We start from the raw sequence: 12,182 nt of genomic DNA on the forward strand, positions 1-12,182 counted from the left end.
CAGAGCATGCCGTGAGCGGAGTTGAGAAATGCGCCTGACACAGTGTCATAACTTCCACGATTTCCGGCGGCTGGCGCGCCGCCGACTGCCCGGTCCGATCTTCGACTATATCGATGGCGCGGCCGACGATGAGACCACCCATCGCCGCAACAGCGCGAGCTTCGAGCATTGCGACCTTCTGCCCAACGTGTTGCGCGGCGTGCAGGACGTCGATCTGTCGGTCACCATCATGGGCCAGAAGCTCGCGCTGCCGTTCTACTGCTCGCCGACCGCCTTGCAGCGCCTGTTCCATCATGAAGGCGAGCGTGCCGTCGCCGCTGCTGCGGCGAGCTACGGCACCATGTTCGGCGTCTCCTCGCTGGGCACGGTGTCGCTCGAGGAATTGCGCAAGGCCCACGACACGCCACAGGTCTATCAATTCTATTTCCACAGGGATCGCGGTCTCAACCGCGCCATGATGCAGCGCGCCAGGGACGCGGGCGTCGAGGTGATGATGCTGACGGTCGACAGCATCACCGGGGGAAATCGCGAGCGTGATCTGCGCACCGGCTTCAGCATTCCCTTCCGCCTGACACCTGCGGGCATGTTGCAGTTCGCGATCAAGCCGATGTGGGGCATCCAGTATGTCAGCCACGAGAAATTCAGGCTCCCGCAGCTGGAAGAGCATGTCGACATGAGCGGCGGCGCCATGTCGATCGGTCGCTACTTCACGGAAATGCTGGATCCCGCGATGAACTGGGACGATGTCGCGGAGATGGTGCGGACCTGGAACGGCCCGTTCTGCCTGAAGGGGATCATGTCGGTGGAAGACGCGCGCCGCGCCGTCGATATCGGCTGTGCCGGGATCGTCCTTTCCAATCATGGCGGCCGCCAGCTCGACGGCTCCCGCTCGGCTTTCGATCAACTCGCCGAAATCGTCGATGCCGTGGGCGACCGCATCGACGTGATGATGGACGGCGGCATCCAGCGCGGAACCCATATCCTGAAAGCGCTGTCGCTCGGGGCCAAGGCGGTCGGGCTTGGACGATACTATCTCTATCCGCTCGCCGCCGCCGGCCGGCCCGGCGTCGAACGGGCCCTCGGCCTGCTGCGGGCCGAGCTCGTGCGCGATATGAAGCTGATGGGATGCACGTCGATCAGCCAGCTATCGCGCGCCAATCTGCGCTTTCGGCCGGGGTAGCGCGCCGTGATCGTTCGGCATCAATAGCAGGCGGCCATCGCGCCGAGCTTCGGATAGAGCCGGTCGATCGCGGCGATCTCGCTTTTCATCTGCGCGATGATCCAGTCGCGGATCTCGGCGGCGATGGGGCGCATCGGCCGGTTGCGCGGCGGCAGGAATTCGCAGATGCGCCGCGTGGTGGTGAGCGTCTCGGAGGCCGGCACCAGCGCGCCGGTCAGGAGCCAGTGCGAGGCCACCGTCAGCCAGCCGAGCGCGATGCCCTGGCCGAGCAGGGCAGCCTGCATCACGACGGCATAGTCGGTGAAGCTCAGCGCCTTGGCCGCGCCGCGGCGGCCGGTGAGAAGCGAGGCGTAATCCGCCGCCCAGTCGCCCGGCGTCTCGGCGAGGCGAATGATGGTGTTGCCTTCAGCGGGATCGGTCTCGCCGAGATAGCCAGGGCTGCACATCGGCAGCATGACTTCCTTCATCACCAGCGTGCCGCCGGACGACGGCTCGTCGCGGTCACGGAAGCGCATGCCGAGGTCGACATTCTCGACCGGTCCGCGCAGCGCGCCGGAGATCAGCTGGAAGCGCAGATCGACCTCGGGAAACTGCTTCTGGAGCTTGTCGATGCGCGGCATCAGCCAATGCGTGGTGAAGGCGGAGGAGACCGACAGCGTCACCGTCTCGGTGCCCTTGCGGCGCCGTTCGATCTCGACGAGCCCGGTCTCGATGCTGCGAAAGCCTTCGAGCACGCGGCGATAAAGCAGCTCGCCTTCCTCGGTGAGCACCGCGCGCCCGGCAGTGCGGTCGAACAGGCGGACGCCGAGATGCTCCTCGAACTGTCCGAGCATCCGGCTCACCGCCGGCTGCGTGACGTTGAGCTCGGCTGCTGCCGCCGTGAAACTGCCATTGCGCGCCGCTGCGTCGAAGACGAACAGGGCGTTACTGGAGGGCAGCATCCGGCGTAGCTCGGGCATAACGCCATGTTATGGACACGGTGAGAATTTGGCAATTGCCGAGTTTTGCCAAGTCTGGTGTCATCGGCATCACAGCCTAAAGAAAGGGCTTGCGAACGAAGATTTGGTGCGGTGCACGCTTCGGCCGTGAGTGCTCAAAATTCCTGTCTATAAAGCAGGCTTATGGCGCGCAGTGAGGCACGCCATTGCAGGGAACGAGGCGAGGTCGATCGTTGGACAAACGAGCGGAAAGCGTCGAGATCAGGTCCGCGAGCAAGGCGTATGGCCCCGTTCGCGCTCTCGACGACGTTTCGCTCAATGTCGGCGCCGGCGAATTCGTCTCGCTGCTCGGGCCCTCCGGCTCCGGCAAGACCACGCTGCTTGGAATTCTCGGCGGCTTCATCCTGCCGTCGAGCGGAACCATCCTGTTCGGCGGCCGTGACGTCACCTGGATGCCGCCGCACAAGCGCGACATCGGCGTGGTGTTCCAGAACTACGCGCTGTTCCCGCATATGAGCGTCGGCGAGAACGTCGCCTTTCCCCTGCGCGCACGGCGCCTGCCGAAAGCGAGCTGGCCCGACAAGGTGCGCGCAGCGCTCGCGATGGTCGGTCTCGCCGGCTATGAAGAGCGCGGCATCGCGCAGCTCTCCGGCGGCCAGCGCCAGCGCGTGGCGCTGGCGCGCGCGATGATCTTCGAGCCGCGCCTGATCCTGATGGACGAGCCGCTCTCCGCGCTCGACAAGCAGCTCCGCGAATCCATGCAGATCGAGCTGCGCGCGCTGCACCGGCGCATCGGCGCCACCATCATCTACGTCACCCACGACCAGCGCGAGGCGCTGACCATGAGCGACCGCGTCGCCGTGATGAAGGACGGCCGGCTGATCCAGATCGACGCACCCGAGCGGCTGCACGATCATCCCGCGGATTCCTTCGTCGCGAGCTTCATCGGAGAAGCGACGATGCTGCCGGTTCGCCGCGTCGATGCCTCCAGCGTCGCGCTCGGCAACGCGCTCTTGCGCAGCGCCCGCGCCATTCCCTCAGGCGATGCCTTGATGCTCGCCGTGCACAGCGAAAAGCTCTTGATCGACGACGGCGCGCAGGATGCCGCCTGCAACCGGCTGACCGGAACTGTCACCGACATCGTCTACCAGGGCGAGAGCCTCCGCATCTTCCTGGCGCTCACCGATGGCATCGCGCTCAGCCTGCGCCAGCCGAGCTATCACCAGGCCTACAGCCGCATCCCGCCGCTCGGCGGCAGCCTCACCGTGACCCTTCACCCCGAGGACACCATCGTTGTCCCCAGGGCGGGGGACTGAACTCAAGCCCTGTTCAACCGAGAGAAGAAACCAAAGATGTCGTCAGCAGCCTCGTTCAGCAATTTCAAGGTTCTCACCTTCGACGTCGTCGGCACCTTGATCGATTTCGAGACCGGCGTGCTCTCCGCGGTGCGCAAGATCTCCGGCAAGTCGCCGGCCGAGCTCAGCGACGAGCAGATCTTCGAGCCCTATAAGCGCGGCCGCGACAAGCATTATGAGCGCTCGAGCGAGGCGATGTTCCACGTCTATCGCCATCTCGCCAAGGAGCTCGGGCTTCCCTCCGACGATGCGTCCTGCGATGTGTTCCAGCTTTCGGTGCTGCGCTGGGGGCCGTTCGCGGATTCGGTCGAGGCGCTGAAGCGTCTGCGCACGAAATTCCGGCTGGTGGCGATGACCAATGCTGACCGGGTCGCGCTGTCGTGCTATGCGCACGCGCTCGGAAATCCCTTTGACGATACCGTCTGCGCCGACGATACCGGCGTTACCAAGCCGAACCCGGAGTTCTTCGCCTACAATAAGGGACGCCAGTCCGCCTTCGGCTACAAGAAGTCCGACATCCTGCACGTCGCGCAGAGCCAGTACCACGACATCGGGATCGCGCGGAAGCTCGGCTACAAGGTGTGCTGGATCGAGCGCCGCCAGGGCATCGCCGGTTTCGGCGGCACGCCGGCGGTTGAGACGCTGACCAAGCCGGACTTCCACTTCCCGACGCTGAAGGCGCTGGCCGACGCGGCGATCGGACCGGCGGCGTAAGGCATGAGCGGCGGCATGACACGGGACTGGAGCGCATTGCCATCGGCCAACTCGCTGTGGGAAGCCACGGCGGAGCCGGCGCGCGCGTTTCCCGTGCTGTCGGGCGAGCGACAGGCGGATGTGGTGATCATCGGTGCAGGCTACACGGGCCTCTCCGCGGCGCACCACATCGCCAAGAGCGGCCTGTCGCCGGTCGTGCTGGAGGCGAACCGTCCCGGCTGGGGCGCAAGCGGTCGCAATGGCGGGGTGATCACCGCAAAATTTCGCCTGTCGTTCCGCGAGATCGACGCCACCCATGGCCGCGCCATGGCGCAGCGCATGTACGAGATCGCGCATGAATCGACTGACATGGTCGAGGAGTTGGTGTCCGAATTCGGCATCGCCAGCGCGGCGCTGACACGCACGGGCCAGGTCAAGGCCGCGCATAACGAGACGACGCTGAAGGCCGCGATCGACGAAGCCAACTGGATGACGCGCGAGATGGGCTCCGCCGAAGTCCGCATCCTCGACAAGCGCGGGGTGCGCGACGAAACCGGCTCCGACATCTTTGTCGGCGGCGTGCTCAATCCCGGCTCCGGCGGCATTCATCCGCTGAACTATCTGCGCGGGCTCGCCGATGGCGTCGCGCGCCGTGGCGTTCCGATCTTCCACGAGTCGCCGGTGGTCAAACTCCGGCGCGAGAATGGCGGCATCGTCGCTGAGACGCCGCAAGGCGCGGTGCGCGCGAAGCAGGCGATCATCGCCACCAACAGCTACTCCGATCTCACCAGCGCGACCGCGCACATGCAGCGCACGCTGATCCCTTTCCGCAGCGCCATGGTCGCGACCGAGCAGCTGCCGCGCAATCTCGCGGGCAAGCTGATGCCGACGGGGCGCACCTACACCGAGACCAAGCGCATGATGCGCTGGTTCCGCATGGTCGACAACCGCGTCATCTTCGGCGGCCGCGGCGCCTTCGGCAAGCAGGACTCGCAAGCTGCCTTCGACGCGTTGCGCAAGGCGATGGTCGGCATCTTCCCGGATCTCGCCGATGTGCCGCTCGCGTACAAATGGTCGGGCCTCGTCGGCATGACCCTGGACTCGGTGCCGCATATCGGCCGGCTCGACGACCGCACGCTGGTCTCGATGGGCTACAACGGCGCGGGTGTTGCGATGTCGAGCCTGATGGGCCGCTATCTCGCCGCCTTCGTGCGCGGCGAGACGCCCGAGGTAGGGCTGCTCGATATCAGGCGCATGAAGGCGATCCCGTTCTATCCGCTGCGCGAGCCCGCCGTGCGCATGGTCGCCGGCTGGTACCAGTTTCTCGATGCGATCGGTCAGTGAGATTATTTGGTGATGGAGGAGGCGAGGATGATGACGAAACGGCATTCTGGATTTGGCTACGCCCTGTTGGGCGCCATCGCGTTTAGCGGCACCGCGGCGAGCGCCGCCGAGCAGATCACCTTCGTCTCGCAGGGCGGCGCCTATCAGGCGGCGCAGACGGTGGCGATCCTCGATCCCTCCGCCAAGAAGCTTGGCATCACCATCAACCAGGACTCCATTCCCGACGCCTGGCCCGCGATCAAGACGCAGGTCGGCAGCGGCAAGCCGATCTGGGACGTCGTCGATACCCCCACCGGAAACTGCCTGCGCGGCGGCGAGCAGGGGCTGATCGAGAAGCTCGACTTCTCGAAGATTCCAAACGGCGCGGCGATGCCGGAGGCCTATCGCAGTCCCTATTCGGTGTCATACGAGTTCTATTCCAGCGTGCTGTCCTACAGCCAGAAGACGTTTCCGAAGGACGCGCCGAACAGCTGGGTGGATTTCTGGGACGTCAAGAAATTCCCCGGCCGCCGCGCGCTACGCAATCACCCGATCGCCACGCTCGAGGCCGCGCTGATGGCCGACGGCGTCGCGCCCGACAAGCTCTACCCGCTCGACGTCGACCGCGCCTTCAAGAAGCTGGAGGAGATCAAGCCGCACATCACGGTGTGGTGGACCTCAGGCGCGCAATCGGCGCAGCTGCTCAACGACGGCGAGGTCGACATGGAGATGGCGTGGAACGGCCGCGTCAGCGCCGTGGCCAAGGAGGGTGCAAAGGTCTCCTTCACCTACAACCAGGGCGTCCTTCAGAGCACCTCGCTCTGCATCCTCAAGGGCGCGCCGAATCTGGAGACGGCAGTCAAATTCGTCAACGAGGCCGTCGATCCCGTGCACCAGGCCAATCTGCCGCTCAACATCGACTACGGCCCGGGCAATCCGAAGGCGTTCGAGACCGGCGTGATCAAGCCCGAGCGTGCCGCGCAGCTGCCGAGCGAGCCGGCGAACGCGGCTAAGCAGGCGCTGATGTCCTACGCCTGGTGGTCCTCGCCCGCGGGCGAGGCCGCCGAGAAGCGCTGGGCGTCGTTCATGCAGAAGTAAGCGAGGTCAGCCTTGGCGACATCCATGCCAGATTCCTCCCAAAAGCATCAGCGCCGCGAGCATGCGCTGATGCTGGCATTGGTGTCGCCGGCGCTGCTCGTGATTCTTCTCCTGATCGTGCTGCCGGTCGGGTGGCTCGCCTGGCAGTCGATCTACCATGACGGTTTCACGCTGGAGAACTATCGCCGGGTCTTCACGGAAGACATCTACTGGCGCAGCTTTGCGCTGACCTTCGAGATCAGCCTCGCGGTGACAGTCATCGCGCTGCTGCTCGGCTATCCCGTCGCCTATCTCGCCAACGCCGTGCCGAAGGGCTGGAGCATCCTCATCCTGTCGCTGGTGGTGCTGCCGTTCTGGACGTCCGTGCTGGTCCGCGCCTATGCTTGGCTGGCGCTGCTCCAGCGCACCGGCGTGATCAACCAGTTCCTGCGCTATCTCGATGTCATCTCCGAGCCGCTCGCGCTCGTGCACAACACGTTCGGCACGGTGGTTGCGACCGTGCACATCCTGCTGCCGTTCATGGTGCTGCCGCTCTATGCCACCATGCAGAAGATCCCCGGTGATTTGATGCAGGCCGGCGCGAGCCTGGGGGCGAGCCCGTCGCTTACCTTCTTCCGCGTGTTCCTGCCGCTGTCGTTGCCGGGCGTGCTCGCCGGCTGCACCATGGTGTTCGTGCTCTGCCTCGGCTTCTACATCACGCCGGAATTGCTCGGCGGCGGCCGCACCGTGATGGTGTCGATGCTGGTGAGCCGCAATGTCGAACTCTACAACCAGTTCGGCGCCGCGAGCGCGGTCGCCGTGGTGCTGCTCCTGAGCGTGCTCCTGATCTTCTTCGCCGTCAGCCGCTTCATCTCGCTCGATCGCGTGTTGGGGCAAAAATGACGCGCACTTCGCCCGCACGGATTGTCCTCTACGTGATCAGCGCGCTGGTGCTGGTCTATCTGATCCTGCCCGTCCTGATCATCGCGCCGATCTCGTTTTCCAGTGCGCGCTTCCTGACGTTCCCGCCGCCGTCGTTCTCGCTGCGCTGGTACCAGCAATATTTCGCCAATCCCGCCTGGATGCAGGCGACGCGGGTAACGCTGACGGTCGCCTTCTTCACGGTCCTGATCGCAACGCCGTGCGGGGTTGCTGCGGCCTACGCGATCAGCCAGTCGAAGCTGCGCATCATGCGCATCATCCACATGGCACTGCTGCTGCCGCTGGTGGTGCCGATCATCATCACGGCGGTCGGCATTTTCTTCGTCTATGCAAAGGTCGGCCTGGTCGCGACCATGCCCGGCCTCGTGCTGGCGAATGTGATGCTGGGCCTGCCCTACGTCGTCATCTCGGTGCTCGCGGGCTTGCAGAGCTTCGATCCGGCGCAGGAGATGGTGGCGCGCAGCCTCGGCATGAACCGCCTGCGCAGCTTCTTCGCGGTGACGCTGCCGCAGATCAAGTCCAGCGTGGTCGCGGGCGGCATCTTCGCCTTCATCTCGGCGATGGACGAGACCATCGTCGCGCTGTTCATCTCCGGCGGCCAGTATCAGCCTCTGACCAAGCGCATGTTCACCGCGCTGCGTGACGAGATCGACCCGACCATCGCCGCGATCTCGACGCTGATGACGGTGGCGTCGTTCATGCTGGTGCTGCTGGCGAGCACGCGGGGGAAGAGGGGCGGGTGAGGGGGGCTCCGGTCTCCGCCGTCATCACCCGCGAAAGCGGGTGATCCAGTATTCCAGAGCCGGTAGTGGTTCCTCGATAGGCCGCGGCGTACTGGATTCCCCGCCTGCCGCCTACGCTAAAGCTTCGGCGCCCCTGGACCGCAGCCCCGGCGAAGCCTTGGCGTAGCCGGGTCGCGGGGAATGACAGCGAGTGTGCTGTTAAGCCTTCGCCCCAAGCCACGCCAGGATCATCTCCACGATCTGCGTCCGGCTCGTCGCCAGCACCCTGGGCTCGCTGAGGTCGCGGTCGAACAGGGCGCCGAAGGTGTGGCGGTTGGCGACGCGAAAGAAGCAGTAGGAAGAGATGGCGAGGTGCAGGTCGATGGCGTCGACGTCGTCGCGGAAGACGCCTTCGCCGCGGCCGCGCTCGAGGATGCCGTCGAGTGTCGCGATCACGCTGGCGTTGAGCTGGCGCAGTTGCAGATTCTGCTTCAGGTGCTTGCCGTGGTGGATGTTCTCGATGCTGACGAGGCGGATGAAGTTCGGATTGCGCTCGTCATGGTCGAAGGTGGCCTCGATCAGCCGGCGCAATCCCTCGCGGGCGTCGCAGCTTTCGATGTCGAGCTGGTCCTCCAGCGCGCGGATGCTGCGATAGGCCTCCTCCAGCACCGCGAGATAGAGCTGCTCCTTGCCGCCGAAGTAGTAATAGATCATCCGCTTGGATGTGCGCGTGCGCGCCGCGATCGCATCGACGCGGGCGCCGGAATAGCCCTCCGAGGCGAATTCGGCCATCGCCACTTCGAGGATGTCGCGCTTGGTGCGCTCGGGGTCGTTGGTGCGCTTCGATGGGGGCGGCATACGCTCGAGCATCACTGTTTCTCCCGCCAGTTTCCACGGATCACCTTGAAGGTGAAGGCAAATTTCACCCGTCGGGGCACTGATCCAATGCGTATTGCATAAACGTACTAGTTCGTACATTATCGCTCCAAACCAAAGTTGCGGCAACCAGAACCAGAAAACGCGCGCGAGGCGATCTGCCTGACGCGAACCGCACCGGCCACATGGGGAGGAGCTTTCAATGACGTTGACGTCAACCGCACCGCTGCGCGCATCATCCAGCGCGGAAGCCACGCCGAACAGGCTGCCGAAGCGCGCCGCGCTGGTCAGCTTCGTCGGCAGCATGCTCGAATACTACGACTTCTTCATCTACGGCACCGCGGCGGCGCTGATCTTTCCAAAAGTGTTCTTCGCCAATGTCGATCCCTCGACCGCGTCGCTGCTCGCGTTGCTCTCCTTCGGCATCGGCTATATCGCCCGGCCCGTGGGCGCCGTCATCCTCGGCCATTTCGGCGACCGTATCGGCCGCAAGACGGTGCTCTTGTTCACGCTGGTGCTGATGGGCGGCTCGACGCTGGCGATCGGCCTGCTGCCGGATGCCAAGACGATCGGCAACGCCGCGCCTGTCATCCTGACGCTGCTCCGCCTGTTGCAGGGCCTGTCGGCCGCCGGCGAGCAGAGCGGAGCCAACTCCCTGACGCTGGAGCATTCCGCCAATTCCAACCGCGCCTTCTTCACGAGCTGGACCCTGAGCGGCACCCAGGCTGGCGCCATCCTTGCAACACTGGTGTTCATCCCGGTGTCGAGCCTGCCGGAAGACCAGCTGTTGAGCTGGGGCTGGCGCATTCCGTTCCTGCTCTCCGCGCTCGTGCTGCTGGTCGCCTATCTGGTGCGGAGGACCATGCCGGAAACGCCCGTCTTCGAAGACATCAAGGACAAGGCGCAGGTGGCGCGCTTTCCCGTCGTTAGGCTCTTGCGCGACTACTGGCCGGACGTGCTGCGCGTGATCGTCTGTGCGCTGATCGCCACCGTGAGCACGATGACCGCGGTGTTCGCGCTCGGCTATGCCACCAGCAAGTTCGGCGTCGCGCGCCCGACCATGCTGTGGGCCGGCGTGCTCGGCAATGTCACCGCGCTGATCACCCAGCCGCTGTGGGCGCTGCTGGCCGACAGGATCGGCCGCAAGCCGGTGTTCATCGGTGGCGTGCTCGGCTGTGCGGTGCTGGTGTTCCCGTACTTCATGCTGGTGACATCAGGGAATACGCTGGCGATCTTCGCCGCGGCGATGATCCTCTCGGGTGTCATCTACGCCGCGCCGAACGCGATCTGGCCGTCGTTCTATGCGGAGATGTTCGACGCGCGCGTGCGTTACTCCGGCACGGCGATCGGCACGCAGCTCGGCTTCCTCGCCGCCGGCTTCACGCCGCTGGTGAGTGCGAGCCTGGTCGGCGAAGGGCCGAACGGCTGGATTCCCGTGGCAATCTTCGTTGCCTGCTGCTGCGTGATCTCGGCGGCATCAGCGGCCACCGCGCGCGAAACCCACAATGTCGACATCGCCGATCTCGGCAAGCAGCGCGCTTGAGTCGGGATGAGTGAAAGTCGCATGTTGACCAACGCAGTTTCGACCGCCAGCGGGCCGATCATCGGCGCCGAGCAGAACGGCATACGCGCCTTCAAGGGCGTGCCGTTCGCGACCGCGCGGCGCTTTGCCAGGGCGACACCGCCGCTCGCGTGGACGGAGCCGCGCCAATGCACGGACTACGGCGCTTACGCGCCGCAGCCCGGCCATCTCGATCATGCTGACGAGGAATCCTGTCTCAGCCTGAACATCTGGGCGCCGGCGGCGGATCACCCGCTGCCGGTCAAGTTCTTCATCCATGGCGGCGCCTTCGTCACCGGCGGCGGCGCCGACTATCACGGCTCCTTCCTCGCCGCCCACGGCCCGGCCGTCATCGTCACCATCAACTACCGGCTCGGGCCGCTCGGCTTCCTGCAACTGCATCGTCACGGCCTCACCGAAGCCAACAACCTCGCGCTCCAGGATACGCTCGCAGCGCTCGATTGGGTCCGGGCCAACATTGCGAATTTCGGCGGCGATCCGGATGCGATTACGCTGTCGGGACAATCCGCCGGCGCCTCCATGGTGATCGCGCTCGCAACCCTGCCGCAGACAAGAGGCAAGTTTATCCGTGCGCTCGCGCTGAGCGCGCCCGGCCGAAACATCATGAGCGCCGATCATGCCGACGATGTCGCGCGCCACGTGCTCGAGGAGCTCGAGCTTGCGCGCGATCCCAGCGCGATTGCGTCCGTGCCGCTGCCAAAGCTGTTTGCGGCGGTAAAGCGCGTCGGACGCAGGCTCGCGGACGAGACCGACGCAGGCACCGTGTTCGGTCCGGTGCTCGACGGCACCGTCATCGCGCGCGAGCCGCGCGACGTCTTCGCCGACGGAACTTTGCGTGACATTCCGCTCTGGCTCGGCTCCTGCCGCGACGAGATGGTGATGTTCCTGAAGAGCGTGCCGCCGGCCGCGATGATCCGCACCACCGAGCGACAAGTGCGCGCGGCGTTCGGCGATGCCGGCTGGTGCCGGCTGCTATCCTATTATCGCGCCAACGCGCGCCTCGACGAGGATCCGTACGAGGCGCTGTTGTCGGATGCGTTCTGGCATCGCCCCATGGCCGATCTCGCGCGGCGTCATGCTGCGGCAGGCGGCGCGGTGTGGTTGAGCCGGTTCGATCATCGCCCAGCGCTGGAGCCGTTCCTGTCGCAGGGGCCGACACACGGTGCGGACAACGCCTGCCTGTGGGCGCATCTGCCTGATTTCATCGATCGGCCGATCCTCAAGCGCAAGGGCGGGCCGATGACGCCGGCCGACATTGATGTCGCCGCGCGGTTTCAGGTGAGCGTCTTGCGCTTCGTCACGACCGGCAGGCCGGATATCGCTCAAGCCTGGCCGCGGTTCGAGCCGGGCCATGAGCCGCTCGCGATCTTCGGCCAGCCGTTTCACATCGTGCCGCTCAACGACGGCGCACGCTTCCGCGTGTGGGCGGAGCTATTGGCGCAATCCGGAGCAGCGCAAGCTGTGACTGCGATGTAGCAAGGCAGCACCATGAGA

Annotated in this window: 11 protein-coding genes; 9 read left to right on the forward strand and 2 right to left on the reverse strand. The window is 65.3% G+C overall.

Annotated features, from left to right (window positions below; translation table 11 throughout):
* Positions 1-28 precede the first annotated feature (28 nt).
* Positions 29-1,180 (forward strand): alpha-hydroxy acid oxidase, encoded by a 1,152-nt coding sequence (locus AB7Z56_RS07895; RefSeq protein WP_063981332.1) that lies wholly within the window; start codon positions 29-31, stop codon positions 1,178-1,180.
* A gap of 20 nt (positions 1,181-1,200) precedes the next feature.
* Here AB7Z56_RS07895 and AB7Z56_RS07900 read toward each other — a convergent pair whose 3' ends face one another.
* Entirely contained in the window at positions 1,201-2,139 is a 939-nt protein-coding gene (locus AB7Z56_RS07900; protein WP_028147133.1) for a LysR family transcriptional regulator, read from the reverse strand.
* A gap of 212 nt (positions 2,140-2,351) precedes the next feature.
* Here AB7Z56_RS07900 and AB7Z56_RS07905 point away from each other — a divergent pair, with 212 nt between their 5' ends.
* The 6 genes from AB7Z56_RS07905 to AB7Z56_RS07930 are packed head-to-tail and all read left to right on the forward strand — an operon-like array spanning position 2,352 to position 8,251.
* The gene (locus AB7Z56_RS07905) at positions 2,352-3,434 is read left to right on the forward strand and encodes an ABC transporter ATP-binding protein (protein ID WP_063981333.1); all 1,083 of its coding nucleotides are present in this window, start codon (positions 2,352-2,354) and stop codon (positions 3,432-3,434) included.
* Positions 3,435-3,470: 36 nt separating this feature from the next.
* Positions 3,471-4,187, forward strand: coding sequence for an HAD family hydrolase (locus AB7Z56_RS07910; protein WP_063981334.1), 717 nt, complete (start codon positions 3,471-3,473; stop codon positions 4,185-4,187).
* Between the two features lie 15 nt (positions 4,188-4,202).
* Complete coding sequence (locus AB7Z56_RS07915; RefSeq protein ID WP_063986118.1) at positions 4,203-5,510, forward strand: NAD(P)/FAD-dependent oxidoreductase; 1,308 nt, start codon at positions 4,203-4,205, stop codon at positions 5,508-5,510.
* A gap of 27 nt (positions 5,511-5,537) precedes the next feature.
* Complete coding sequence (locus tag AB7Z56_RS07920) at positions 5,538-6,587, forward strand: ABC transporter substrate-binding protein (RefSeq protein WP_063986119.1); 1,050 nt, start codon at positions 5,538-5,540, stop codon at positions 6,585-6,587.
* A gap of 24 nt (positions 6,588-6,611) precedes the next feature.
* The gene (locus tag AB7Z56_RS07925) at positions 6,612-7,469 is read left to right on the forward strand and encodes an ABC transporter permease (protein ID WP_245328551.1); all 858 of its coding nucleotides are present in this window, start codon (positions 6,612-6,614) and stop codon (positions 7,467-7,469) included.
* A complete protein-coding gene (locus AB7Z56_RS07930; RefSeq protein WP_063981335.1) occupies positions 7,466-8,251 on the forward strand; it encodes an ABC transporter permease in 786 nt (261 codons plus the stop codon). The genes AB7Z56_RS07925 and AB7Z56_RS07930 overlap by 4 nt, the downstream gene beginning before the upstream one ends.
* Positions 8,252-8,449: 198 nt before the next feature.
* On the opposite strand, the gene AB7Z56_RS07935 is transcribed toward AB7Z56_RS07930, so the two are convergent.
* Positions 8,450-9,100, reverse strand: a complete 651-nt coding sequence (locus tag AB7Z56_RS07935; RefSeq protein ID WP_063981336.1) for a TetR/AcrR family transcriptional regulator — start codon at positions 9,098-9,100, stop codon at positions 8,450-8,452.
* 208 nt (positions 9,101-9,308) lie between these two features.
* On the opposite strand from AB7Z56_RS07935, the gene AB7Z56_RS07940 reads away from it, so the two are divergent.
* Positions 9,309-10,649 (forward strand): MFS transporter, encoded by a 1,341-nt coding sequence (locus tag AB7Z56_RS07940; protein ID WP_084794985.1) that lies wholly within the window; start codon positions 9,309-9,311, stop codon positions 10,647-10,649.
* Between the two features lie 21 nt (positions 10,650-10,670).
* Positions 10,671-12,164 (forward strand): carboxylesterase family protein, encoded by a 1,494-nt coding sequence (locus AB7Z56_RS07945; protein ID WP_063986121.1) that lies wholly within the window; start codon positions 10,671-10,673, stop codon positions 12,162-12,164.
* The last annotated feature ends 18 nt before the right edge of the window (positions 12,165-12,182 follow it).

The sequence above is a fragment of the Bradyrhizobium sp. 482_C4_N1_8 genome (assembly GCF_052075965.1).
In the GTDB taxonomy this organism is placed as follows: Bacteria; Pseudomonadota; Alphaproteobacteria; order Rhizobiales; family Xanthobacteraceae; genus Bradyrhizobium; species Bradyrhizobium barranii.